Origin of the sequence: Chryseobacterium sp. IHB B 17019 (assembly GCF_001456155.1) — a bacterium.
Lineage (GTDB): Bacteria > Bacteroidota > Bacteroidia > Flavobacteriales > Weeksellaceae > Chryseobacterium.
Genome location: NZ_CP013293.1, coordinates 1,156,582 through 1,182,314, shown reverse-complemented (window position 1 = coordinate 1,182,314; position 25,733 = coordinate 1,156,582). Strand labels below are relative to the sequence as shown.

Genomic DNA, 25,733 nt, shown 5'->3' with positions numbered 1-25,733 from the left:
ATTTTAAGCACAAATTTGAATTATTTCAAACAAGTACACAATAGTTTTTTAAAAACAATTTATTAAACACGCGTTCAATAGACATTCTCATAAAATTTAACAATTAATTATAGATAAAATAATAAATATTCAATTTTATTAAAAATTTATTAAAAATATCGTAATTTATTGTTATCTTTAAGTACAATTTAAAACTATAGCTTATGTCAAATATATTAGCTGGATTATTTGCACATCACAGCGATTACAAAAAGCTAGAAGCCGACCTTGAAGGTTCCGGTTTTCAAAATTCAGATTACATTGTATATCTCGATAACGGACAACATAATGCCCAGTATCTGGCAAGTGTATCGGTAGGAGATAATGACCAGGCTGATAATGCGAAGAATATTTTTAACCAAAATTCTGTTTTAAAAACATTTTTATTTGAAAATATGAGTATTGAACAGGCTCATTATCAAAATCTAAAAAGCTATATCGATGCCAGATGTAAAGCTGAAATCCATAACAGCCCCGACGTGAGGATAAAAGGTTCCAGTAACGGAATGGAATCTGCTGAAGTAAAATTTTAAAACAATTGTAATAAAAACTGATAACCGAAAATCCGTAGAACATTCTGCGGATTTTTTTGTCCTTTGAAAAGTGTAAAAATTTTCGTATTTTCGTGTGAATATAGCCTTTTACACAAATGAGTTACGACTTAGAACAGGAGAACAAAGAAATACTTGCAAGATATAAAGATCTGATTTCTAATACATACCGGACCTTAAATGAAGAGAATAACAAGCTCATCAGGAAAGCATTCGATATTGCATTAGACGCACACAAAGATCAAAGGAGAAAATCTGGTGAACCCTACATTTACCATCCTATTGCTGTTGCCAAAATTGTAGCGACGGAAATCGGTTTGGGCGCTTCTTCTATCGCCTGTGCCCTTTTGCATGATGTAATTGAAGATTCGGATTATACTTACGAAGATTTAAAGAAAATTTTTGGTGAAAAAATAGCCAATATCGTGAATGGACTGACAAAGATCTCCATCATGAATCACCAGAATATTTCTGTACAGTCTGAAAATTACAGAAAACTATTACTTACTCTTTCTGAGGACTTTAGAGTTATCTTAATTAAAATTGCAGACCGTCTCCACAACATGCGAACTCTGGAAAGCATGGCCCCGGATAAGCAGAAAAAAATCGCCTCTGAAACGGTATACATCTACGCTCCGATGGCGCACCGACTTGGATTATACAATATTAAATCCGAATTGGAGGACCTTTCTTTAAAGTACAACAATCCCGAAGTTTTCAGTGAAATCACAGAAAAATTAGAACTGGCCAAAGAAAGCCGTGAACGATATATTGAAGAGTTTAAAAAAGAAGTTTCGGAAAGATTGGATGATGAAGGGTTAAACTTTAAAATCAAAGGCCGCGCAAAAGCAATTTCTTCCATTTACAGGAAAATGTTGAAACAAGGTGTTTCATTCGAGGAAGTATTTGATAATTATGCCATTAGGATTATTTATAAATCCGATGCCAAAAATGAAAAGTTCCTGGCGTGGAAAATTTATTCTATTGTAACGGACGTCTATCACAGTAATCCTTCCAGAATGCGGGATTGGATTACTCAGCCACGTTCGACAGGTTATGAAAGCTTGCATTTAACTGTTCTCGGGCCTGACAAAAAATGGATCGAAGTACAGATCCGTTCCGAAAGAATGGATGAAATCGCGGAAAAAGGTGTTGCAGCTCATTATAAATATAAAGAAGGCTACAAACAAAGCTCCGACGACCGGAATTTTGAAAATTGGGTAACAGAAATCCGTGAAGTTCTTGAACAGCAAAACCTTACTACCTCTGAACTGCTAGATAATATTAAACTTAATTTATATTCGAAAGAAGTTTTTGTATTTACCCCGAAAGGCGAAATTAAAATTCTACCTACCAATGCAACGGCGCTTGACTTTGCTTTTGCCGTTCACTCTGATCTGGGAATGAAGTGTTTAGGTGCAAAAATCAACGGGAAATTAGTACCTATTTCTTATGTCCTTCAAAACGGTGACCAGATAGATATTTTATCTTCACAAAACCAAAAACCAAAATCCGACTGGCTGGAATTTGTAGTTACATCAAAGGCTAAGTCTAAGATTAAGAGTTATTTAAACTCACAAAAAAATCAGCTGGTAGAAGAAGGAAAAGAGATACTTCAGAGAAAGCTTCGTCATGCAAAAATTAACTTTAATGATGATGAAGTAAATAAACTTCAGAAATTCTTTAATCTGAAAAGTTCACAGGAGTTATTCTTAAAATTTCAAAGTAACGAACTGGATGCCAGTAGCTTAAGAAAATATATTGAAAGTAAAAACGTCTTTAATAATCTACTTTCGAGGTTCAGAAAATCGCCGACAAAAAATACAGCTTATGTAGAGCCGAAAGAGCAGAATCTTGACATGATTGTTTTCGGGAAAGACGAAGAAAAACTCAATTATAGCTATGCAAAATGTTGTACTGTAATTCCCGGCGACAAAATTTTCGGTTTCATTACCATTTCGGACGGAATTAAGGTGCACAGTGACAATTGCCCGAATGCAATCAATCTGCGTGCGCAATACGACTACAGGGTGATTCCTGCAAAATGGGTAAATGCAGAAAGTTTTAAAAACAGGGTGAAAATCGAAATTGAAGGACTCGACAGAATGGGAATGATCAACGATATCACAACCGTAATCAGTGGTGCAATGGGAATGGATATGAAAAGTATGTCAATAGAGTCAAATGATGGAATTTTTACCGGAACTATCAATCTTGAGGTAAAAAATAAAAGCCAATTGGAGCAAACGTTTAAAAAGCTTAACGATATTAACGGGATTTCAAGAGTAAGACGATTATAATCAGATAAGATGAATTTAACTGTATATTTTAAAAAGTTTTTCAGCAGCAGTCAGGCTTCTGGAATTATGCTTATTTTTTGTGTTTTAATTTCTTTATTAATTGCAAATTCCTCTGCGGCAGAGAGTTTTCAGCAATTTTTGGATAAAGAAGTCGGGATTAATATTTTCCATCTGGAATATCCGGTGAGCATTTGGATCAATGATGGTTTAATGGCTATTTTCTTCCTTTTAGTAGGGCTTGAAATCAAAAGAGAAATGGTAGAAGGTGAGCTTTCATCTTTTAAAAATGCTTCCCTTCCTATTTTTGCGGCCATTGGAGGAATGCTTGTTCCGGCAACTATTTATGCAATTTTTAATGCCAATACGCAATATGGAAGTGGCTGGGGAATCCCGATGGCAACGGATATTGCGTTTTCATTAGCGATTGTTTCTATGCTTGGAAAGAAGGTTCCGAATTCTATTAAAATTTTTCTTGCAGCACTGGCCATTGTTGATGATTTGGGAGCAATTCTGGTAATTGCCATATTTTATACGGAGCAGATTCATTGGATGTATTTATTACTATCTTTTGGAGTTACAGCTTTATTATTTTTATTAAACTTTTTAAAGGTTACGAAAATAGTTTTCTATATCATTCCCGGATTATTTTTATGGTATTTCCTTCATCACTCAGGAATTCATGCTACGATTGCGGGGGTTTTATTAGCATTTTCAATTCCGACGAATGCTTCCAATGTAGAAATTTCGCCTTTGGAAAAACTTGAACATAAGTTACATTTCCCGGTAAGCTTTTTAATCATGCCGATTTTTGCTTTGACAAATACCAATATCACCTTCAACAACGAAATGATGTCGGGATTGACCAGTACTTTAGGCTTAGGAATTATTGGTGGGCTTATTTTAGGAAAACTGATAGGAATTAATTTATTTTCTTTACTAGCTATTAAATTAAAAATCAGCTCATTACCTCAAAACAGCTCCTGGACACAAATGTTAGGAGTAGGATTTCTGGCGGGAATTGGTTTTACAATGTCAATTTTCATCGCATTGCTTTCCTTTAAAGGACAAATTGAAATTCAGGACGAGGCGAAATTCGCCATTTTAATTGCTTCTTTCCTTGCAGCGGTTTTCGGTTATATGCTTTTAAATATAAGCTCTAAAAATCAAGTAATTGAAGAGGAAAATTAATCTTTTTTTTCTTCACTGTTAAATTTCCTCATGTGGTCTTCATCACTCTCAAGGCTAGGTTCGGAGTTTTGAGAGTGGTAATTTGACGCTTCTTTTTTAAGTTCATCTGACAGCAGCTTCTCTATTCTCACCCTTCGGATGGCCATATTGAGCTCACTTCCGAAGAGAAGAAGATACACATTGACATTTACCCAAACCATCAGCAGAATCATACTTCCGATGGACCCGTAAAGCACATTATACCGGGCAATATTTTTCACATACAACGCAAAACCATAGGTTGTGGCCACAAATAAAGCCGTCGTCAGAATCGCTCCTGGCACAGCTTGCCTGAACCTTGTAATTTTCACCGTTCCCAACCAATAAAATAAGGCAAGAAGTATGAAATAGAATAATGGAAATGAAACAAATCCAATGATTTTTGTAAGATTATTTACCAGCCATGAAACATCATAAACCGGAGTAAATGACTTTACAACCACCTCCGAATAATACACCCCGAAAAGAGTCAAAAAAACAATTGATATAAACCCGATGGTAATAAAAAACGAAAGAATAAATTCTTTGACATCTGTCATTTTTTCATCGGTATTTTCATTAAATCCATTAATTAAAGAAAATGTTCCGTTTGTAGCAAAAACCAACGCTAAAAGAATAGTTAAATTACTGATTCCTTTCATATTGGGAATGATACTATCTTCAATATAAGTCCTCACATCCGTTTCCATATGTGCAGGAAAAACATTGTGTATCAATACTTCAAAAATATAAAACTGAAGCTTGTCATAGTGCGGTAAATAAGGCAAAATAGATAATAAAAACAGGAGAAACGGAAACAAACTGATGGTAAAACTCCAGGAGATCGCTGCAGCCTTCCTCCCGATTTGTCCTTTGAAAATCCCTGAAATATAGATCTGAAACATCTGCCAAAGCGATATTCCCAAAACAGGAATATGTATATCATCAAAAAAATCTTGAACCTTCAAGATAAATCTAGGAAGTTTTATACCCATTACTTTAAATTATCTATTAAATCAAAGTTCTTAGAAATTACCGAAAAAGGCAAAATATTTATTTCTATCATAGTGGTGTTCTACAAAAGTAATGATTTTTTTATTTTAATCCGAACCTTAAAAAGCCAATAGATTATGACATTCTTTAATTTATGAATATCTTTGAAATTTAAAATTTTAAAACAGAAAAATGCAGATCAGTTTGCTTTGTATCGGGAAAACGGACGATAAGGAAATCACTTCCCTCATCAGTTATTATCTTAAGCGCCTCCCAAAACACTGGAATTTTACCATCATTGAAATTCCTGATGTAAAGAATGCCAAAAACCTTTCTCCCGAGCTTTTAAAGAAAGAAGAAGCAAAATTATTTTTAAGCTATATTGATAAAAATGATCTGACAGTAATTCTGGATGAAAAAGGAAAACAATTTACCAGTCGGGAATTTGCACAAAAAATTGACGTCTGGATGAATTCTTCGGTGAAAAAAATTCATATTCTGATTGGAGGAGCTTACGGATTTTCAGAAGAAATATACAATAGGGCCAATGAAAAAATGTCGTTATCTAAAATGACCTTCACACACCAAATGATCCGGCTGTTTATTGTGGAACAGCTCTACCGCGCAGATCAGATTTTGCAGGGTAAGCCTTATCATAATGATTAGTTTTAAAGTTTTTGGGTTTCAGGGGGCGGCGGCTTCGCCGCCCCCTGAAACCCAAAAACTAAATATCTTAAATTTATTTTTTCACTTCACATTTAGAATAATAATCAAGCAGCAAAGGCTTTTCATATCCTAAACTTACGGCTTTGTCAAGGCTTGCACAGGCTTCTTTAGCTTTTGCCGTTTCAAATAAAATTAATGCTTTATTCACGTAAGCCTGGGCAAATTTCGGATCAATAGAAATGGCTTTGTTTACGTCTGTAAGAGCTTCTTTATTTTTCTTTAACTTATAATAAACATCGGCTCTTCCGCTGTACAAAAGAGATTCCGGTTTTTCAGCAATCAATTGATTATAATCTTTCAGGGCACCTTCAAGATCGCCGCTATTCTTTTTCAAATTGGCTAGACCAGTTCTGGCGTAAATATTGTCGGGTGCAAAATTTAAAATTTGATTTAAATCTTTCGCAGCAAGATCTTTTTTTCCTAAGTTTTCATAAATCTTAGCACGGGTAAGATACATTTCTGCATTTTCGGGTGTTATTTGAAGCCCTTTGTTAAGGTAGTCCAGGGCAGCCTGCTTATTTCCCTTCTGTCCATGAATCGAGCCTAAGTTAGCATACACAGCCGCCGACATCGGATTAGCCTTTAGAGCAGATTCGTAGGATTTGAAAGCTGAGGAAGTCTTCCCTAGCCTTCTTTGGGCGGTCCCAAGATAATTATAATATTCAGATTGTATTTGTTGGATTTTTTCGCTTTGGGCCAATTTGGAATACTGTTCCTCGGCGCATTTGTAGTCTGCTTTTTGGAAGCATTCTTCAGCTGCTTTTTTATCCTGAGCGTAAAAATTTAATGAAAATGAAGCTAGTGCTAAAAATAATAAATGTTTTCTCATGTGGTTATCTTTTGTTTATTGATTACTTTTTTGGCAAGTGCACTAAAAATCACTCCCAATAAAGTTCCAACAAACGCCCCCACCAAAATATCTATCGGGAAATGCACTCCTAAATAAATCCGGCTATAGGAAATTACCACAGCCCATACAAATATAGCATAAGGAAACCATTTAATTTTATTTTTTAACAAAATACTTAAATAAGCTGCCAGGAAAAAAGTGTTGGAAGCGTGCGCCGAATAAAATCCGTATTGTCCACCGCACTTTACAATCCTCATCTGGTGCTCCAGTGTAGGGTCGTGACAAGGCCTTAAACGCTCTATTCCATGCTTGAAAACACCCGCCAGCTGATCGGAAACCGTTACACCAATGGCAACGAATACCAAAATGAAAACTAAAGCCCTTAGTTTATAATTTTTATATAAAAAATAACAGAAAATAATATAGAGCGGTACCCAGATCCAGGTACTGGAAATCAGCATCCAAAACTGATCGAAGGATGAATTTCCCAAATTATTGAGAAACAAAAAAACCTTTTTATCTTCCTGAATAATCTCCTCCATCGGTTATCGGCTTACAGGCCCTTCATGCGTTTCATCTTCGGAAGGCTTTGGTTTTGGAAGTTCGTTTTGGTCTTTTGGAGCGGCAAGAATATCGTTTTCGATATTTTTCATTGGATTGAATTCCTTGGCTGCATCTTTTACTTTCTCAATCTCACGTTTTATCTCAGAAACAGGATTATCTGTTTCTTTCATGATTTCAGTTTTGATGTCTTCCACAGCACCACGCATTTTTCTAACACCTGAGCCTAAGTCGCGTGCAATTTGCGGCAGTTTATCCGGTCCGAATAAGACAACGATCGCAACAGCAATCAGTGCCATTTCTCCAATGCTTAATTCCATTCGGTAAAATTACGAAAGATTATACAATTGTATTATGTTAATTATCAATTTTAAACAAATTTTAAGAAATAGAACGGCTAAGTTATAAACTTCACGCCTCCGTCTTCCCTTTCTTTTGAAGCTATTTCCCGCTATCCACTGCAATCTTTTTTTTCAAAAAAGGATTTTCGTTTCTATCGGGGCTAGGGTTTCAGGATTGGTGGCTTCGGGAGCCTCAGCCACCAGATAACTTTCAGTCTTACTTTACTTACATTAGGAATGCCGCTTCATTTGTCATCCTGAAATGTTGAGATCTCAGGATGACAAACGAAGTTGAAAAATTGTCTTCAAGCGTTTTGTAGGAAAAAGTTCACTTTAATTTAAACAACAATTAACATACAATTAATTCACATCGAAATGATTTAACTTAACTTTCGGCCATTGAAAACACTAAGCTTTTCAATATATTCTTTCAAACATTATATTTCCAAAGAAAAACGGAGAATCGTCCTGATCTCCGTTTTATTTTACTCTAAAATATCCTTTTTATCTCTTTGTTTCTGGAAAGCGTAATACGTGATAACCACACTCAAAGCCATTAAAATAAACGCTAAAAAGAACGGCGCACCAGAGAATTTGAAAGGCGCTTCATCGTGCGTAAAAAAGTAAAACAGGTTGGTCATCATCGGAGGTCCGATAATTGAAGTGGCACTCATCAAACTTGTCAGCGCACCCTGTAGCTCCCCTTGCTCATTGGAAGGAACACTTTTCGTAATCACCGACTGAAGTGCGGGACCACAAATTCCACCCAAACAATACGGAATTAAAAACGCGAACATCATCCAACCCTGTGTTGCAAATGCAAACAAGAGCATTCCTATCGCATAAAGTGCTAATCCGTAATAAATACTTTTTTGTTCGCCCAGTCTCGGGGTTGTCCACCTGATCAGGCCACCCTGCACCAATCCAACCAGTAAACCAACTACACCAAGGGAAATTCCCACCATTCTTTCCGTCCAGTTGAATTTATACATGGTAAAAAAGCTCCAATTGCTCTGAACAGCGTGTCCTGCGATATAAATTAAAATTAAAGAAACTATTAACCCCGAAATTTCAGGATGCTTCCCTAAAAACTTAAATGAACCGATGGGATTTGCTCTTTTCCAATCAAATTCTCTTCTTTTATCTTTATCCAAACTTTCCGGAAGGATAAAATATCCGTAAAGAAAATTCAACAAACATAATGCTGCAGCAGCATAGAACGGAACTCTGGCTCCGTAATGCCCTAAAACACCACCCAAAACCGGCCCAATGATAAATCCAAGCCCGAAAGCCGCACCAATTAAACCAAAATTTTTAGCCCTGTCTTCATCTGTGGAAATATCTGCAATGTACGCACTCGCCGTAGTAATACTTGCTCCGGTAATTCCGGCAATGATTCTTCCCAGAAACAGCCACCAGATTGTCGGGGCCAATGCCAGGAAAATATAATCCACCGCAAATCCGAAAAGGGAGATCAAAATAATAGGTCTCCTGCCATATTTATCACTCAAATTTCCTACTACAGGGGAAAAGATGAACTGTATAAAGGCATAGGCAAAACCCAGCCAGCCTCCATATTTTGCGGCTTCACTTATATCTGCATGAATCAGCTCCTCAATCAGTTTCGGAACCACAGGAATGATGATTCCCCATCCCGTAATGTCAATCAGTAAGGTTATAAATATGAAGCCAATGGCTGCTTTTTTCTTCGAGTTTTCCATAACGGTGCAAAAATAATCAAATTAGAAAATATAATGATTCTAAATTATTAATTAGATATTAGAAGTTAGAGGTTAGATATTTAGTATTAAGGCTGATGTTTATTTACAAAAAAAGCCTCTCAGTGTTGAGAGGCTTTTTCTTATTTATTGTAGTATAAATTATTTTGAAGCAAGTACTTCTTTGCTCGTCGTTGTTTTACCATGAACTTCTTCTTCCTTACCGGTTTTCAGGAAGTCATAAGCAATCGCCGAAGCAATAAAGATGGATGAGTAAGTACCGAATCCGATACCGATCAACATCGCAAACATGAATCCTCTCAAGTTATCTCCACCGAAAATGAAGATCGCTAAAATTACCATAATTGTAGTAAATGACGTGTTGAACGTTCTACCCAATGTACTGGAAATAGAGTCATCGAATAATCCTGCCAATGTTAATGATTTCTTCTCTCTTAAATACTCTCTAATTCTGTCGAAGATAATTACCGTATCATTGATCGAGTAACCTAATACCGTCAGGATCGCCGCAACGAAATCCTGATTGATCTCCATATTGAACGGCATGAATTTGTGAAGCAGTGAATACGCTCCCAAAATGATAACCGCATCGTGGAATAACGCCGCAACAGCACCAAGTGAGAACTGCCATTTTCTAAATCTTACCAAGATATAAATGAAAATACCCGCTAAAGCCGCAATTACAGCAAGAATACCGTGAGTTTTGATATCATCTGCCACTGTTGGTCCTACTTTTTCAGAAGAAATGATCCCTGCATGCTCTTTATCTGCAGACTTGAAATCTTTCATCGTCATGTTTGCAGGTAAGCTGGATTTTAATCCTTCATATAATTTCTGCTCAACAGTCTGGTCAGCTTTTAAAGATTCATCATCAATAAGGTAATCTGTAGAAATTTTCAGCTGCCTGTCATTACCAAAAGTTTTGGCTTCAACAGAAGAGTTTTTACCGTCTTCAGTTTTGAAAATTGTAACCAATTTACCTTCGATATCTTCAGCATTAACAGCTTTATCAAATCTTACCACATAATTTCTACCTCCTGTAAAGTCGATACCGTATTTGAATCCGTTGATTGCAATAGATGCGATAGAAACTATAGTAAGAACAGCAGAAATGATGTAAGCATATTTTCTTTTTCCAATAAAATCGATCCATGTGTTTCTGAAAAGATTTTTCGTAGCACCTGTCCAAACAGAAATGGTTTTTCCTTTATTCAATCTGGAGAAGATCATTGCTCTTGAAATCAATACCGAAGTAAAGAATGTCATCAAGATACCGATTCCTAATGTCAATGCAAAACCTTTGATAGGCCCTGTTCCGAAAAGGAAAAGTACTCCCGCTGTTAACAACGTCGTTAAGTGACCATCCACAATTGCACTTAAGGCATGTTTGAAACCGTCTTTATATGCTTCAAGAATACTTTTTCCAGCGAAAAGTTCTTCTTTAGTTCTTTCATAGATAATTACGTTCGTGTCGACCGCCATCGCCATTGTAAGTACAATACCCGCGATACCAGGAAGCGTAAGTGTAGCATCTACGGAATCCATAATCCCGAAGATATAGAATAAGTTGATAATCATCGCGATTACAGCGTACACCCCTGCACCACCGTAATAGAAAATGATATAAACGATAATCAATAAGAATGCGATACCGAAAGACATTACCCCCGCATCAATAGACTCTTGTCCTAATGAAGGTCCTACAACTGTAGCCTGAACCACTTTTGCACCTGCCGGTAATTTACCAGCACCTAAAACGTCTACCAATTCTTTAGCTTCTTCCTGAGAGAAGTTACCGGAAATCTGAGTTCTTCCGTTAGGAATTGCATTTACAACGTTCGGGGCAGTGTATACTCTGTTATCAAGTGTTACAGCAACCGGTTTTCCAACGTTTTTCTCCGTTAGAGTCTTCCATTCTTTAGCACCTTTGGAATCCATCTGCATGTCTACCACTACTCTGCTTAACTCATCGTATCCGATGCTTGCGGTTTCAACAGCACCGTCTACAGGAGCTTTTTGGTTGATATTCCCTCTGATCGCATACAATACCAAGCTTTCTTCATCAGTAGCTTCAGGTTTGTAACCCCACATGAATTGGGTATATTTAATGTTAGCCGGACGTAGAGACTGAGCTACTTTGCTGTTTAGAATTTTGTTCACAGCAGCAGTATCAGAAAGTTTTACGTTGGCAACACCATTTGTTCTTAATTTGTCAAGGTGTAAAAGGCCCATGAAGTTTGTAGTCTTCGCAACACCCATGGAATCACCTTTTGCAGCCACTATTGATGTAAGGGTCTGGAAATAAGGCGCCATTTCAGGAACTTGCTGTACTTCCCAGAACTGAAGTTTTGCGGAAGTCTGAAGCATTTTCTTCACCTTATCGATATCCTTCATACCAGGCATTTCCACAGAAATTCTAGCTGTTCCAGGTACTCTCTGAACGTTTGGCTGCACCGCACCCATTTTGTCAATTCTGGTTCTGATTACCTCAAAAGCTGTTCCTACAGAAGCATCGATTTTTCTTTTAACAATGCTTTTTACCTGCTCATCAGGTGTATTGTACTTCACCTCTGTAAGCGTTGTATTCCCGAAAAGTTCCGGATCTGCAAGCTTAAGGTTGGTACCTTTTGCTTTGTTAATTACATCAAACTGATCGAAGAAATTGTCGATGTAAGATTTTGTAGAATTCTTCTGAACTTCATCAGTTTTGTTTAAAGCTTCGATAAGGACCGGGTTTGTAGAATAATTTGTTAAATCATTTACAAGATCCCTTTGGTTGATTTCCAAAAGAACGTTGATCCCCCCTTTCAGGTCAAGACCAAGTTTCATTTCCTTGTCTTTGGCTTTAGAATAATAAAGTTTTGTGAATCCAAGATTCAGTGTATCCTTAGAAAGTCTTGCGATTTCTTTCTGATACTTCTCCGGATTGTCTCCTGCAACAGCAGTCGCCTGCTTTTCAATTTTGCTGGCGTACCAAGTTGGTAATAGCTCGTTTAAGCAAATCAACCCTAGTACAATAGCAACAATTGTAATAAGTCCTTTTCCTTGCATTTTGTTATAACTACGTTAAATTAAGTCGGCAAATATAATCATTTTCTGGTATTTTATGAATTTTTAACAACAGAAATCATTTATTTTCAGATATATCGGTATTCTTATTTTCATTTAAGATTTAATAATTTTTTGATACTATTCTAATGAATTTTTCAAAATTTAATTGGTATGAAATTTTCATTCAGATTTAATACACTAAATATCAAAATATTATGAAAAAACTACTTTTTACTGCAAGTATTATTTCTTCCTTTATGGTGAATGCTCAAAGCATTACTTTGGAAGAATTTGCTACCGGCTTTACCGCCCCAGTCGAAATTGTAAACGCCAATGACACCAGAATGTTTGTCGTTCAGCAAAACGGGATCATTAAGATTGTCCAGCCAAACGGCACCGTCAATCCTACCAACTTCCTGAATATCAGCTCGAAAATCACTTACGGCGGCGAAAGGGGCCTTTTAGGACTTGCATTCCACCCACAATACTCGACAAATGGGTATTTTTTTGTGTATTATAACGACACAGACGGCAATATTGCGGTCGCAAGATACACCCGAAGCTCAAATCCGGACGTCGCTGATCCCAATTCTGAAAAGCTTATTATAACCCAATCAAAACCGTTTGATAATCACAATGGCGGAAGCATCCACTTTGCGCCAGATGGCTATCTGTGGGTGGTGACGGGCGATGGAGGAAGTGGTGGTGACCCAAATAATAACGCTCAGAATAAAAACTCTCTTTTAGGAAAATTATTAAGGCTTGACATCAATTCTACCGGACCATATAACATTCCTCCCGGAAATCCTTTTGTAGGCGTAGATGGAGCAGATGAAGTCTGGGCGTATGGACTGAGAAATGCGTGGAAATTTAATTTTGACACCGTTTCCGGAAATGTGATGATTGCAGACGTTGGGCAGGGTCAGTTTGAGGAAATCAACAGGGTTCCGCTTACACAGGCCGGCGTGAATTACGGATGGAGATGCTATGAAGGAAATAACACTTATAATACTGCTGGATGTGCAGCACAATCCACCATGACTTTCCCCGTTGCCGTGTATGATCATTCCGGAGGAAAATGTTCAATAACAGGAGGTTACGTTTACAGAGGTACACAATTTCCGGCTTTACAGGGGAAATATATTTTCGCGGATTATTGTTCAACACAGATCGGAATTTTGAATACCAACAATTCAATTACCTGGTCACCTGCATTTTCAGGAAATAATTTTTCAACGTTCGGCGTGAATAATCAGAATGAACTGTTCGTTGCGGCTGTAAATAACGGAAAAATTTTCAGGGTAACTACAACTACATTGGGAACGCAGGAAAATGATAATTTAGCCCAGATAAAAGTATATCCGAATCCCGCTTCTAAAAAAGTTTTTATTGAAGGTTTAAAAGACAAAAATATTTCCGCCGATATCATCAATTTTGAAGGAAGAAAAGTCTTGGAATCTGCAAAAATTGAAAATGACAACAGTATTAATATTTCGGGAATTCCTGCAGGAGTTTATTTTATTAACTTAAAATCAGGGGATCTAAAATCTTATAGCCAGAAATTGATTATTAAATAAATATTTTCAACATTCACTAAAGCCTCAATCTTTCGGTTGGGGCTTTTTTAAAAAGTATAAAATCAAAAATATAGGCAGTATTATTATTGATCTTGCAATTAAAGGAAATCTTTCAACCTCATTATCAAACAGTATATTTGGAATTAATGTAACTAATAAGAAGCACAATATAAAAAATACAATTTCTAAAGTTGATAAATTTCTCGATTCTTTATGTTCTGTTTTAAATTTTGAACTTAAAATCCAAAAAACTAAAAATAATATCATAAAAGGAAAGGACCAGATTCTATAGGTATCATAAGCAATAGCGTGAAGCAATAGGGGAAAAAATGAAACTATTATCAAGAAAAAAAATAACTGATAATTTTGCTTCAATTTAAATTCTTTAAAAGCCATCCAAAGCAAAAAAAGTATAGGAATTCCGTAAAAAATAGTTCCTTTAGATAACATTAACCGTTGAAAAAAACTTCCGCTTTCTTCTTTAAAATAATAACTGAAACTTTTTGTGTAAGCCGAAGCAACAGAATCCGCAACATTTTCTGAGATAAAAGGAATATGTTTTAAATAATTAAATATCAATGAAAAGTAATTTTCTCCGCATATTTCCTGATATAAAGAAACTGAAACTGTGGCTAGAAAAGGTAATAATAAGAGGACAATCAGCTTCTTAAAAATATTTGATGAAAATATATTTCTAAATGAAAAATTTACACTTGGAATTGATGTAATAATCAAAGCAAAACAGCTTATCGGCAACATCAGGAAAAATGAAATCTCATGCGCCAAAATACATACTGTCGCAATAACTGATGCCAAAAAGATTTTCTCTTGATTAATTAAGTAAATGACTAAAATCGTAAGTAAAAAAACAATATGATCCAGATAACCAATCAAATGCGCTGAATACACTACATATTGTGAGAGAAAAAATATGAGAAGAAATAATATTCTGTAAAAACTATTCTCTTGTTTGAATACTTTTTTTAGTGCAATTTTAAATATTAAAAAATACAACAAAAACAATATTCCTGAGGAAATAACTAAAATATTATATTCATTCTTCTCAAAAAACCAGCCGAAAATTTCTCCCGCCAAACCTCTTTTAACGAAACCAAATCTATAGTCCATCAGCCAATGCGCTTCCGCCCATTCATTAGGAAGCCTTATCGTTTTTAATACACTAAAAATCAGTGCATAAAGATAAAGAACAACCAAAAGAACTTTTCTGTTCATAGGCTAGATCGTCATTGAGAAAATCCTCGTTTCCGGTTTATTTCTCATCATCCTGAGATCGAAAACCATAGCTACATTTCTTGTGAAAGCCCTTCCTTTTTCGGTTATATGTATTTGATTATCATTAATTTCTACCAATTCATCTTTTTCCATCTCCTTCAGCATTTCAAATGCATTTTCAAGTTCGGGGAAGGAATTATTAACATCGAAAGTCGTTTCAAGTTGGCACATCAAATTTAAAATATGCCTTCTTACAATCAGGTCTTCATCATTCAAAATATGGCCCTTTACTACAGGAATTTGGCCTTCCTCAACCATTTGCTGATATTCTTCAACGGTCTTTATATTTTGCGCAAAAGCATACCATGAATCTGAAATTGCAGACATTCCCAGACCTACCATCAATTGGGTTTTACTGGAAGTATAGCCCATGAAATTTCTGTGCAGTTTTTTCTGAATTAGAGACTGGTAAAGGTCATCATGCTCCAAAGCAAAATGATCCATTCCAACTTCAATATAGCCCAGATTTTCCAGTAATTTTTTTCCGTCTTCATATAAACGGCGCTTTTCTTCACCACTCGGAAGGTCATTTTCGTCGAAACCTCTCTGTCCGACACCTTTTATCCATGGAACATGAGCGTAAGAATAGAACGCCAAGCGATCCGGTTTCAATTCCATTGTTTTGCGGATAGTATGTTCCATCGCCTCCCAACTTTGATGTGGAAGTCCAAAAACCAAGTCATGGCTGATTCCCCTGTATCCTATTTCCCTCGCCCATTCCGTCACTTCTTTTACTTTTTCAAACGGCTGAATCCTGTTGATCGCCTTCTGAACTTTCGGGTCGTAATCCTGAACTCCAAAGCTTACTCTTCTGAAACCCAGATCATACAAAGTCTGAAGATGCAATTTTGTCGTGTTGTTCGGGTGACCTTCAAAAGAAAATTCCGGATGCTCGGCAATTTCCACCGTTTCAAAAATACCCGTTAAGAGTGTTTTAAGATTTTCCGGTGAGAAAAAAGTGGGTGTTCCTCCACCTAAATGTAATTCTTTTAATTTAGGTTTTTCATTAAAAAGTTTAAGGTAAAGCTTCCACTCTTTCAAAACACTTTCCAGGTATGGAATTTCTACACTATGTTGTTTCGTAATACGTTTATGACATGCACAAAATGTACATAAAGCCTCGCAGAAAGGCAGGTGAATATAGATAGAAATTCCCTCTTCTGCATTGGTTTCCTTAAAAGTCCTGATCACACTCTGCGTCCATTGTTCCGGAGAGAAAGAATTTTCATCCCAATAAGGAACTGTAGGATAAGATGTGTAACGAGGTCCGGGAATGTTATATTTATCTATTAAAGAATTCATTTTAGATTTAAAATTTTAACATGAACTTCCAATTGAAGTTTTATTATGCAAAATTAAATATATCTTATGGATTTTGAATCATGAAATATATTAGGGTTTATTTTTGAAATTTATAATGAGTCTAAATACGGTCAAAAAATTTAAAATAAAAAATATTTGGAAAGATACCTTCTATCAAAATGATTAGAATTTTAATTTCATCAGAGAAATCTTTTTGTTTCCTGCAAAAACTACGGTATTCATATCAATCCATTCGCAAACGAAAAATCCTTTTTCATCGGAAATTTTCTTCCATGTTTTTCCATAATCTGAAGAATAACTGATATGCTGATCTCCAACGGAAATTATTTCTTTTCCTTTAGAATTTGGTTTAATTTTTACACAGGTTGTATATCCTGCATTTTGACCGGAAGCCTGTATTTGCCAAGATTCTCCAGCGTCATTTGTGGTTGCAATATTGTTGATATTGGCTTCTTGTTTGGTATAATCTCCGCCAACCGCAATACCAAATGTATCATCATCAAAATCAATAGAATACATACCCTGCGAAGAATCCCCCTGAACAAAAGGAGTATTAAATATCTCAAATGTATCGTTTTTAAGGTTTAATCTTAAAATCCGAGAAACCTTTCCTCCTGTTGCAATCCAAAGATAATTTTTTGATGAAGCAATATTGGTATTACTTGCTGCAAAAGCGGCTTCCCCTTCATTTAATTTAATATTGTTTTTAAATGGACCCCATTCCCCTTTTTTGAATACAGCCAGCTTTAATTTGTTATCTTTATCTGCATCACTGAAAGTAAAGGCAAGCTTATCATTCACAAAATGAAGCGCGTCATAAAAAGCCGTTTTCACTGTATCTGTAAATATAATTTCTGATTTTAAGCTTTTCTTGTCAATCTTAAAAAACTGACCCGGACTTTCAATATTAATAGCATAAAAAGAATTTTTATCCTGCGCCAATGTTCTGAATTGAAGATTTTTCTCAGATAATTTAATCTGTTTCTGATTTTTAAAATCATTTAAATCAACAAAGCCAAACTTGGAATCGGTTCCGCTGTACCAGACTTTATGATCGTAGATCTCTAAAGCACGGATGCTTATTTTATCACTAAATATGGTTTCAAAACTTTCTATTTGCTGAGAAAATGAAAATATTCCTAAGAATGAAAGTAAAAATGGTAAAATCTTTTTCATAATTAACAAAAATAAAAAATCCACAGAATTCTGTGGATTTTATTTGATATTTATTTAAAATTATAAATCTAAGTCGGGTTTTTCCAAAGGCTCTTGTTCTGCTTTGAAAGTTTCACCGTATCCTCCATTCTGAATTTTAGAATGTTTTTTACTGTACAGGAAGTAGATCACAAAACCGATTGCCAGCCAAGCTAGAGAATACATCTGAGCTTCTTTGCTCAGGTTGATAATCAGGTAAATATTGATCAAAATACCACAACAAGCAATCAAAGGCAATGCAGGAACTTTGAAGTTTCTCTGCAATTGAGGTTCTTTTACTCTTAATACCCAAACCGCCACACAAACCATTGTGAACGCAAATAACGTCCCGAAGCTCGTCATGTGAGCAAGATCATTAATTGGCGTTAAAGAGGCAATAATAGAAATTACCACTCCTAAAATAAGAAGGTTTTTTGTAGGAACTCCTGTTTCAGCATTTACTTTTGAGAAAGTAGCAGGAATCAATCCGTCTTTAGACATTCCCAAGAAAATTCTTGATTGTCCCATGATCATTACCATCAATACAGAAATCAAACCAACCGTTGCAGCAATCGTAATGATATAACCAGCCCAGGCCTGACCTGCGATATCGAACGCATAAGCTACCGGAGCCTTGATTGCATCAGGATATTTTCCAAGTGGATTGAAGTCTGTATAATGCATCATCCCTGTTAAAACAAGAGATACCAAAATATATAAAAGTGTACAGATTACCAATGAAGCAATGATTGCAAATGGTACATCTTTTTTAGGATTAATCGCCTCTCCCGCCTGTGTGGAAACTGCGTCGAATCCTACATAAGCAAAGAAAATTGCGGAAGCACCTGCGACAACTCCACCTAAACCGTAAGCATTGTGTGAGACACCATTTTCAGTAATTACTGTTGCTTCCGGAATGAAAGGCGTCCAGTTTTCAGGGTTAATAAAAAATGCTCCTGCAATGATTACAAAGATAATCGCAGAAACTTTAAGTACAACAATGAAGTTATTTGCTTTTGCAGCACCCTTAGTTCCTCTCAATAAAATTGAAATTACAAATAAAACAATACAAAATGCCGGCAAATTCATTGAAAAACCAGAGTTTCCTGCTGCAATATAGGTTTGAGGATCCATCGTGAGATAATCCGGAAGGTGCAAGCCAAACATTTTGAGAAGCTTACTGAAATATCCGGACCAGGAAACGGCGACCGTCATCGATCCCATTGCATACTCCAGAATCAGCCCCCAGCCGATGATCCAGGCAAAAATTTCTCCTACAGTTCCGTACGCATAGGCATACGCAGAACCTTCAACAGGAAGAATAGAAGCAAACTCAGCATAGCATAAAGCAGCAAAAACACAGGCAATCCCGGCAATTACAAAAGAAAGAGCCAACGCAGGTCCTGCATTATAATAAGCTCCCGTTCCTGTAAGTACAAAGATTCCTCCGCCAATAATTGCTCCAATCCCAATAGCAGTAAGGCTCCATTTTCCTAAAACGCGTTTCAGCTGGCTTTTTTTGATATCAGCTTCATAGGCGCTCATTGGTTTTTTAACCCAAATTTTAGACATATTTTATTATTTATTAAAGATTTACGAAAATATAAAAATTTTACAAACATTAACGTTTATTGACAGAATTTCAACATTAATTTTAAATATAAAAACTTAATTTTCTGATTTTCATAATATTTAAATCATTTTTTTGGTGTTTATTTTTTGTTTATTTTTGATCACATGAATTTATACGATCTCTTCGTAAAGCCCTACGAAAGCTACACTTCGCTTCAGATTTTCCTGGAATCCTTCGCGGCTGTCTTCGGTGTACTGAGTGTTTATTTTTCCATTAAAAAAAATATCTGGCTCTATCCTACAGGAATTGTTTCTACCTTAATTTATGTTTACATTCTTTACAATTTCGGGTTGCTGGGAGACTGCATGATCAATGTTTACTACACCGTAATGAGTGTTTACGGATGGATCTTATGGGCAAAGAGCTCTGAAGACCACATTCATGTCGATGTTTCATGGGCTTCTAAAAAAGAATGGGGGTATGGGATTTTACTTTTTGCAATAAGTTTAATCTTAGTAACTGTAATATATTATTATAAACCTTATATTGACAATCAGTTTTCAATGAAAGGCGCAAATTTAGGTCTTTATCACCTCGATTGGGGAAATTGGCTGGACGTAATCACTACTTCAATATTTTTAGTCGGGATGTGGTTTATGGCGAAAAGGCGCATTGAGAACTGGATTTTTTGGATCATCGGAGATTTTATTTGTATGCCTATGATGATTTATAAGGGGCTTGGAATCACTTCGGTGCAATATTTGGTATTTACAATAATGGCTATCCTCGGATACCTTAACTGGAAAAAAAGTTTAAAGAAAAAAAGTTTATAAAAAAGTCATGAAAAATTTATTTAAAATAGCGTTTAGCGTTATCACTATAGCTAGTTTAACATCTTGTGCGGTTTATTCAGATCCTTATGCAAGCGGCGGATATGGAGACCCTTATTACAACGACGGATATTATTATGCGCCTCAGGGATATTACGGTGGCGGCGGATATTGGGGTAATGACGGATATTATTATAGAAATGATGTCAATTATTACTACGACAACGGCGTGCCTTACTATTATTACAATTATAATAATTCCAGAAGGAAAGTGTATATCGAAAGAAGATCCAATGCTACAACCTCCCAAAGACCTAACAATGGTTTCAGAAGTGGCGGTTTCAGGAATGGAAATTCTAATGGTGGATTCAGACAAAACAATGGCCAAAACAACAGCCAGAGACCAAACAACGGTTTTAGAAACAACCAACAGCAGAATACACAAAAACCGCAGAATAACAGCGGAGGATTCAGAAATAATTCGAATAATAGCAGCTCCAACAGTAATTCGGGAGGATTCAGGAACAGCTCATCGAATAGCAACTCGAACACTAATTCGAACAACAGCGGGTTCAGGAATAATTCTTCTGGAAACAGCAACTCTAATTCCAACAGCGGAGGATTCAGAAACAGTTCAGGATCAAGCAACTCCTCTTCCCAGAATAATAATTCAAACCGAAGCGGAGGCGGATTTAGATAAAACGATTATAAATAAGAGAACGAACAGCTAACACTGTTCGTTTTTTGTTTTAATTATAGTAATTTTGCGTGTTCGATTTTTATGCAAAATTTTGTGTGAAAATTTAACCACAAAAGAGACAAAAATTTTGGGTTATTAAAAATTTATTATTTGAAATTAGAAGCTTGTAAAAGAATAAAAATGAAAGATTTTTTTAAACTTATGTTTGCTTATTAAAACTCAGAATAAACTTAGAAAACATTATCCTAATCTTTTGTGACTTTTGTGGTTAAAATAAGGCTTAAACAAAAAAATATTAGATCAAATTTAATATGGAATTTTATAAATATCAAGGTACGGGAAACGATTTTGTAATGATTGACAACCGTGATCTCCAGTTTCCAAAAGATAAAAATATCATCGAAAAATTGTGTGACAGACGTTTCGGAATCGGGGCAGACGGTCTTATTTTATTGGAAAATGACGATCAGTACGATTTTAAAATGGTATACTACAATTCCGACGGCGGGGAAAGCACGATGTGTGGAAACGGCGGAAGATGCCTGGTTGCCTTTGCTTTTTTCCTTGATATTTTTGAAGATAAATGCAAGTTCATAGCCATTGACGGCGAACATGAAGCGGAAATCCACAACGGAATCGTCAAATTGAAAATGATCAATGTAGAAACCATTTCCAACGATGGAGAAGACACTGTAATGAACACTGGGTCACCTCATTATGTAAAATATGTTGAAGACTTGGTGAATTACAACGTTTTTGCAGAAGGAAACGGCATCAGGAATTCTGAAAATTATAAAGAAAAAGGAATCAATGTGAACTTTGTGGAAAAAATTACGGATGATGAGATTTTCGTAAGAACCTATGAACGAGGCGTTGAGGATGAAACTTTTAGCTGCGGAACAGGAGTTACGGCTTCGGCTTTAACTTTTCTGCAAAATAATAATCTAATTTCAGTAAAAGTTAAGACTTTAGGTGGAAATCTTAAAGTATATGCTGAAAAAAACGGAAATTCTTTCCAGAATATCTGGTTGGAAGGTCCTGCTAAACAGGTTTTTAAAGGTAAGATCGATTTAATTTTAAAAACAAACTTTTAATCAACATTAAATGAAAAAAACTGTTCTGATAATCATCCTCCTGATTTTTGTAGTAGGCGGATTTTTTGGTCTGAGATTTTATAATAAATACTTCGGAAATAATATCGAAAAAGAAGGATATGTTCTGATTCCTCATGAAGCGAATTTTAAGCAAATCCTTGATTCTGCGGCAAAATATGTTGACAATAAAGAATCTTTCGAATCCGTGGCAAAAGAAAAAGAACTTGATAAATATTTCAAGGCCGGCCGTTATCATTTTCAGAAAGGTATGGGAAACTCCAACTTGGTGAACATGATTAAAGCAGGAAATCAGACGGAAAACAGCTTCAGAATCGGTGATTTTGGGGATATTTATCAGATGGTTGGCAAAGTAACCAAAAAAACAGAGCTTGATTCTCTGCAATTTATAAAAGACCTGAATACAATAGCTGCTGAAAAGGGCTATAAGAACGCAGAAGACCTCAAAAAATATTTCTTTATTGATACTTATAATTTTTTCTGGACGGTAACTCCAAAAGAGTTTTTTAAAAAATTTGATGATCAATACAATACATTCTGGAACAGCGAAAGAAAGGCGGAAGAACAACAATCCGGCTTAACGAGAGATCAGATCTATGCTCTTGCTTCCATCGTTTATAAAGAATCCGGAGGAAAAAAAGATGAAATGAGAACGATTGCCGGATTATACCTGAACCGTTACAGAAAAGGCATGAAACTGCAGTCTGACCCTACCGTAATTTATGCGATCAACAAGCAGACAAATTTTAAAGAATCCATTAAAAGAGTGTTGTACAAGCATTTGACGACACCTTCTCCATATAATACTTACGCCAATCCAGGAATTCCTCCAGGACCGATCTGTATTGTAGATAAGAATTCTGTAGACGCCGTTTTGAATGCCGAAAAGAATGATTATATCTTCATGTGTGCCGATCCCGCGAGATTTGGTTATCATAAATTCACAGCAAGTGCCGAGCAGCATGCCATCAACGCAAAAGCATATCAGGACTGGCTGAATTCTAAGAATATAAAATAGAAAATAAATTTAACTTTATTTTAACAATTTAATAATTAACATTTAGCTTTTTAAAGCGACATATACATTTACAAATAATAAACTAACCTTAATATTTTGAAATTAACCTGATTAACAATTTCACAATATTAAGAAAAATCTTTCACGATTTTACATTAAAAGATACCTTATGAATCAGACGGAAATCATTAACATTTTTACAAAAAAAACCTTAGGGCTTACTTTTGTACTTTCGGCAGCGGCATTGGCCTTTGCGCAGGAAAAGGTAGGTATTTCCGGGTCGGTTGTCAATAAAAACAACCAGCCTGTCCCTTATGCTTCTGTTACGTTCAGTAATAAAGCAAACAAATTATTCAGCGATGCTGCCCTTACCGATGAAAAAGGACAATATACCCTTCAGCTGGCTCCCGGAAATTACGATGTAAGCGTGGAGGCAATCGATTACAAAAAAAGTACGCTTACCAAGCAGATTACTGCAGCTGGAAACATTGGAGCTTTATCAATTGAGCCTGAAGCAACTGCTACCAACCTGAAAACCAATGAAATTCAAGGGGTGACAATTACTGCTCAGTCTACAAAACCATATAAAGTAGAATTAGATAAAAGAACGTATGACCCGTCTCAGGATATTGTAAGTAAGGGGGGAAATCTTCAGGATGTTCTTGCTAATGTGCCTTCGGTTTCTGTGGATACAGACGGTACGGTTTCCATGAGGGGAAGCTCTAATGTAAAGTTTTTGATCAACGGAAAACCTTCTGCCCTCCTGGGAATTGATGACGGAGCCAATGCTTTGCAAAGTATTCCGGCAGACCAGATTGAGAGAATTGAGGTGATTACCAACCCTTCTTCAAAATTTGAGGCTAGTGGAACGGCAGGTATTCTGAATATCATTTTAAAGAAGAGCAAGAAAACAGGCTTTAATGGAAGTGTCACGGGAACTGTAGGATATCTGCCACAAACTAATTTAAATACAAACCTTAGCTGGAGAAAAGGTAATCTTACCTGGTTTCTGAATGGCGGCGGCGGATATAGAGAATCCAAAAGCACAAACCGAAATGATGATTATTTCAACAATGCAGTACTGGATGATGATTTGGTACAAAGGAATACAGATTCTGAAAACAAAAATAAAAGCAACAACTACAATGCTTCTGCCGGAATCGTATATGACATTACAGACAAAACTTCTGTAAACGCATCGGGAACCGTAAGAACATTTGACAGTGAAAATATAGGAAATATTGATTATTACTATACATATTTTAAAGATCCGAATAGTACGTCGAAAAGGGTAACATTAGGAAGCAATAACAACCTGGCTTTTCAGGGTGATTTTGGATTAGATCATAAGTTTAATGATAAAGGGCAGAACTTGTCATTATCATTAAGCTTACAAAGAAACAGGTCTTACAATGATACGGATATTAATCAAACCCGTAACGGTGCATTCGAATTACAGAATATTGTTAATCAAAATACAATTAATAGATCTGTAATTGCCAAAGCTGACTACGAATTACCTATTGGTGAAAACTCTAAGCTTGAAGCGGGCTACAGACTCGATATTAATAATAACGACTACAGCAATGATGTACAGCAAAGTACACTTGCGGCTCCTGATTTATCCTTTTTACCGTTGTATACTTACGATGCTAATTATAAAGAAACCTTTAATGCTTTTTATTTACAGTTTAAAAGCAAGATCGGAAGACTTGGTTATCAGCTAGGATTGAGAGATGAACTTTCCAATGTTGACATATTCTATAAAAACTTAGTTGCGAACAAACCAGCGATCAACACTACGAAAAATTACAATAATTTGTTCCCTAGTGTTTATTTAAGCTATGAAATTGCTAAAGACAATCAGTTTTTATTAAATTATACAAGAAGAATAGACCGTCCAAGATCATTCTTTATGATTCCGAATCCGAATTATAATGATAACCAGAATATCTTCGATGGTAATATTGATCTGAACCCTTCATATGTTGATTCTTATGAATTCGGTTACAGTATTTCCAAAAAGAAATTCACGATAAACCCGACACTATACTACAGACATCAGACTGATGATACAAAAATGCTTGTATATAATAAATTAGCTGAGGATGAAAATGGAAATATTTTAATTCCGAAAGTTGTAGAATCTCATACAAAACCAATTAATCTTGGTACTGATGACCGTTACGGATTAGATTTGAATTTTAACTGGGATGCAACAAGCTGGCTGAAATTCCTCGGAAACGTGGATTTATTCGGATATAATACAAAAGGAAGTACTGTCTATGATACTTATGATCACTTAGGAAACCCAATTCAGGCTGTGGCTAATTTTGAAGGAAAAGGTTTCTCAACAAGAGCAAGACTTACCACTACCGTAAAAGTGGATAAAACATTGAATTTCCAGTTTCAGGGTTTCTACAGAGGAGGCCAGAAAACAGCATATCAGGATAGAAAAGACATGTACGCTATCAATTTCGGGGCTTCAAAAACCATCTGGAACGGAAACGCTACCATTTCTTTCAACATCCAAGATATCTTCAATACGAGAGCAATGAGATCCACCACTTATACCGCAAACAGTGTAAGAGATTCTTATATGCAGTGGCAGCCAAGACAATTTGCACTGTCATTCACTTACAGATTCAAGCAAGGAGAGAAAATCGAGCAGCCTAAGAAGAAAAAAGACATCAATGCCAATGATGCCGGCGGAGATGAGCAAGGCCCGATGTAATCTAAACTTATATAAAACAAAA

Annotated in this window: 20 protein-coding genes; 10 read left to right on the top strand and 10 right to left on the bottom strand. The window is 35.9% G+C overall.

The window, feature by feature from the left end:
• Positions 1-203: 203 nt before the first annotated feature.
• The 3 genes from ATE47_RS05375 to nhaA all read left to right on the top strand — a co-directional run bounded on the left by ATE47_RS05375 (position 204) and on the right by nhaA (position 4,078).
• Positions 204-572, top strand: coding sequence for a hypothetical protein (locus tag ATE47_RS05375; protein ID WP_062160995.1), 369 nt, complete (start codon positions 204-206; stop codon positions 570-572).
• Positions 573-688: 116 nt separating this feature from the next.
• Complete coding sequence (locus ATE47_RS05370; protein WP_062160994.1) at positions 689-2,890, top strand: RelA/SpoT family protein; 2,202 nt, start codon at positions 689-691, stop codon at positions 2,888-2,890.
• Between the two features lie 9 nt (positions 2,891-2,899).
• Complete coding sequence (nhaA, locus tag ATE47_RS05365; RefSeq protein ID WP_062160993.1) at positions 2,900-4,078, top strand: Na+/H+ antiporter NhaA; 1,179 nt, start codon at positions 2,900-2,902, stop codon at positions 4,076-4,078.
• Here nhaA and ATE47_RS05360 read toward each other — a convergent pair.
• Positions 4,075-5,091, bottom strand: coding sequence for a YihY/virulence factor BrkB family protein (locus tag ATE47_RS05360; protein WP_062160992.1), 1,017 nt, complete (start codon positions 5,089-5,091; stop codon positions 4,075-4,077). The two genes, nhaA and ATE47_RS05360, sit on opposite strands and share 4 nt — an antisense overlap.
• Before the next feature lie 190 nt (positions 5,092-5,281).
• On the opposite strand from ATE47_RS05360, the gene ATE47_RS05355 reads away from it, so the two are divergent.
• Complete coding sequence (locus ATE47_RS05355) at positions 5,282-5,755, top strand: 23S rRNA (pseudouridine(1915)-N(3))-methyltransferase RlmH (RefSeq protein ID WP_062160991.1); 474 nt, start codon at positions 5,282-5,284, stop codon at positions 5,753-5,755.
• A 73-nt stretch (positions 5,756-5,828) separates the two neighbouring features.
• On the opposite strand, the gene ATE47_RS05350 is transcribed toward ATE47_RS05355, so the two are convergent.
• The 5 genes from ATE47_RS05350 to ATE47_RS05330 form a co-directional block, all read right to left on the bottom strand.
• On the bottom strand, positions 5,829-6,644 hold the full coding sequence (locus ATE47_RS05350; RefSeq protein WP_062160990.1) for a tetratricopeptide repeat protein: 816 nt from the start codon (positions 6,642-6,644) through the stop codon (positions 5,829-5,831).
• Positions 6,641-7,207 (bottom strand): phosphatase PAP2 family protein, encoded by a 567-nt coding sequence (locus ATE47_RS05345; RefSeq protein WP_062160989.1) that lies wholly within the window; start codon positions 7,205-7,207, stop codon positions 6,641-6,643. The genes ATE47_RS05350 and ATE47_RS05345 overlap by 4 nt, the downstream gene beginning before the upstream one ends.
• 3 nt (positions 7,208-7,210) lie before the next feature.
• On the bottom strand, positions 7,211-7,546 hold the full coding sequence (locus ATE47_RS05340; protein ID WP_062160988.1) for a Sec-independent protein translocase subunit TatA/TatB: 336 nt from the start codon (positions 7,544-7,546) through the stop codon (positions 7,211-7,213).
• Positions 7,547-8,052: 506 nt separating this feature from the next.
• Positions 8,053-9,288 carry a TCR/Tet family MFS transporter gene (locus ATE47_RS05335; RefSeq protein ID WP_062160987.1) on the bottom strand — a complete coding sequence of 412 codons (1,236 nt, stop codon included), beginning with the start codon at positions 9,286-9,288 and terminating at the stop codon, positions 8,053-8,055.
• A gap of 159 nt (positions 9,289-9,447) precedes the next feature.
• A complete protein-coding gene (locus ATE47_RS05330; protein WP_062160986.1) occupies positions 9,448-12,357 on the bottom strand; it encodes a protein translocase subunit SecDF in 2,910 nt (969 codons plus the stop codon).
• A 215-nt stretch (positions 12,358-12,572) separates the two neighbouring features.
• On the opposite strand from ATE47_RS05330, the gene ATE47_RS05325 reads away from it, so the two are divergent.
• The gene (locus ATE47_RS05325; protein WP_062160985.1) at positions 12,573-13,934 is read left to right on the top strand and encodes a PQQ-dependent sugar dehydrogenase; all 1,362 of its coding nucleotides are present in this window, start codon (positions 12,573-12,575) and stop codon (positions 13,932-13,934) included.
• A 24-nt stretch (positions 13,935-13,958) separates the two neighbouring features.
• Here ATE47_RS05325 and ATE47_RS05320 read toward each other — a convergent pair whose 3' ends face one another.
• The 4 genes from ATE47_RS05320 to ATE47_RS05305 all read right to left on the bottom strand — a co-directional run bounded on the left by ATE47_RS05320 (position 13,959) and on the right by ATE47_RS05305 (position 19,316).
• The gene (locus ATE47_RS05320) at positions 13,959-15,029 is read right to left on the bottom strand and encodes a hypothetical protein (RefSeq protein WP_150114788.1); all 1,071 of its coding nucleotides are present in this window, start codon (positions 15,027-15,029) and stop codon (positions 13,959-13,961) included.
• A 141-nt stretch (positions 15,030-15,170) separates the two neighbouring features.
• Positions 15,171-16,529: an oxygen-independent coproporphyrinogen III oxidase gene (gene hemN, locus ATE47_RS05315; protein ID WP_062160983.1), complete on the bottom strand. Its 1,359-nt coding sequence runs from the start codon at positions 16,527-16,529 to the stop codon at positions 15,171-15,173.
• 183 nt (positions 16,530-16,712) lie between these two features.
• Positions 16,713-17,726: a hypothetical protein gene (locus ATE47_RS05310; protein ID WP_062160982.1), complete on the bottom strand. Its 1,014-nt coding sequence runs from the start codon at positions 17,724-17,726 to the stop codon at positions 16,713-16,715.
• A gap of 60 nt (positions 17,727-17,786) precedes the next feature.
• The gene (locus ATE47_RS05305) at positions 17,787-19,316 is read right to left on the bottom strand and encodes an APC family permease (protein WP_062160981.1); all 1,530 of its coding nucleotides are present in this window, start codon (positions 19,314-19,316) and stop codon (positions 17,787-17,789) included.
• A 165-nt stretch (positions 19,317-19,481) separates the two neighbouring features.
• On the opposite strand from ATE47_RS05305, the gene pnuC reads away from it, so the two are divergent.
• The 5 genes from pnuC (at position 19,482) to ATE47_RS05280 (ending at position 25,711) form a co-directional block, all read left to right on the top strand.
• Positions 19,482-20,150 carry a nicotinamide riboside transporter PnuC gene (gene pnuC, locus ATE47_RS05300; RefSeq protein ID WP_062160980.1) on the top strand — a complete coding sequence of 223 codons (669 nt, stop codon included), beginning with the start codon at positions 19,482-19,484 and terminating at the stop codon, positions 20,148-20,150.
• A 7-nt stretch (positions 20,151-20,157) separates the two neighbouring features.
• Positions 20,158-20,847: a hypothetical protein gene (locus ATE47_RS05295; protein ID WP_062160979.1), complete on the top strand. Its 690-nt coding sequence runs from the start codon at positions 20,158-20,160 to the stop codon at positions 20,845-20,847.
• Positions 20,848-21,158: 311 nt separating this feature from the next.
• Entirely contained in the window at positions 21,159-21,941 is a 783-nt protein-coding gene (dapF, locus tag ATE47_RS05290) for a diaminopimelate epimerase (RefSeq protein ID WP_062160978.1), read from the top strand.
• A gap of 10 nt (positions 21,942-21,951) precedes the next feature.
• Entirely contained in the window at positions 21,952-22,977 is a 1,026-nt protein-coding gene (mltG, locus tag ATE47_RS05285) for an endolytic transglycosylase MltG (RefSeq protein ID WP_062160977.1), read from the top strand.
• A gap of 169 nt (positions 22,978-23,146) precedes the next feature.
• The gene (locus ATE47_RS05280) at positions 23,147-25,711 is read left to right on the top strand and encodes a TonB-dependent receptor domain-containing protein (protein ID WP_062160976.1); all 2,565 of its coding nucleotides are present in this window, start codon (positions 23,147-23,149) and stop codon (positions 25,709-25,711) included.
• Positions 25,712-25,733 lie beyond the last annotated feature (22 nt).

What these genes read in the sequence shown, in the direction of transcription:
- ATE47_RS05330 (WP_062160986.1), bottom strand. Translation starts at nt 12,357, where the DNA reads ATGCAAGGAAAAGGACTTATTACAATTGTTGCTATTGTACTAGGGTTG.
- ATE47_RS05340 (WP_062160988.1), bottom strand. Translation starts at nt 7,546, where the DNA reads ATGGAATTAAGCATTGGAGAAATGGCACTGATTGCTGTTGCGATCGTT.
- ATE47_RS05325 (WP_062160985.1), top strand. Translation starts at nt 12,573, where the DNA reads ATGAAAAAACTACTTTTTACTGCAAGTATTATTTCTTCCTTTATGGTG.
- ATE47_RS05335 (WP_062160987.1), bottom strand. Translation starts at nt 9,288, where the DNA reads ATGGAAAACTCGAAGAAAAAAGCAGCCATTGGCTTCATATTTATAACC.
- ATE47_RS05360 (WP_062160992.1), bottom strand. Translation starts at nt 5,091, where the DNA reads ATGGGTATAAAACTTCCTAGATTTATCTTGAAGGTTCAAGATTTTTTT.
- ATE47_RS05345 (WP_062160989.1), bottom strand. Translation starts at nt 7,207, where the DNA reads ATGGAGGAGATTATTCAGGAAGATAAAAAGGTTTTTTTGTTTCTCAAT.
- ATE47_RS05310 (WP_062160982.1), bottom strand. Translation starts at nt 17,726, where the DNA reads ATGAAAAAGATTTTACCATTTTTACTTTCATTCTTAGGAATATTTTCA.
- ATE47_RS05355 (WP_062160991.1), top strand. Translation starts at nt 5,282, where the DNA reads ATGCAGATCAGTTTGCTTTGTATCGGGAAAACGGACGATAAGGAAATC.
- ATE47_RS05295 (WP_062160979.1), top strand. Translation starts at nt 20,158, where the DNA reads ATGAAAAATTTATTTAAAATAGCGTTTAGCGTTATCACTATAGCTAGT.
- ATE47_RS05375 (WP_062160995.1), top strand. Translation starts at nt 204, where the DNA reads ATGTCAAATATATTAGCTGGATTATTTGCACATCACAGCGATTACAAA.
- ATE47_RS05305 (WP_062160981.1), bottom strand. Translation starts at nt 19,316, where the DNA reads ATGTCTAAAATTTGGGTTAAAAAACCAATGAGCGCCTATGAAGCTGAT.
- mltG (WP_062160977.1), top strand. Translation starts at nt 21,952, where the DNA reads ATGAAAAAAACTGTTCTGATAATCATCCTCCTGATTTTTGTAGTAGGC.
- nhaA (WP_062160993.1), top strand. Translation starts at nt 2,900, where the DNA reads ATGAATTTAACTGTATATTTTAAAAAGTTTTTCAGCAGCAGTCAGGCT.
- ATE47_RS05370 (WP_062160994.1), top strand. Translation starts at nt 689, where the DNA reads ATGAGTTACGACTTAGAACAGGAGAACAAAGAAATACTTGCAAGATAT.
- ATE47_RS05350 (WP_062160990.1), bottom strand. Translation starts at nt 6,644, where the DNA reads ATGAGAAAACATTTATTATTTTTAGCACTAGCTTCATTTTCATTAAAT.
- pnuC (WP_062160980.1), top strand. Translation starts at nt 19,482, where the DNA reads ATGAATTTATACGATCTCTTCGTAAAGCCCTACGAAAGCTACACTTCG.
- hemN (WP_062160983.1), bottom strand. Translation starts at nt 16,529, where the DNA reads ATGAATTCTTTAATAGATAAATATAACATTCCCGGACCTCGTTACACA.
- ATE47_RS05280 (WP_062160976.1), top strand. Translation starts at nt 23,147, where the DNA reads ATGAATCAGACGGAAATCATTAACATTTTTACAAAAAAAACCTTAGGG.
- dapF (WP_062160978.1), top strand. Translation starts at nt 21,159, where the DNA reads ATGGAATTTTATAAATATCAAGGTACGGGAAACGATTTTGTAATGATT.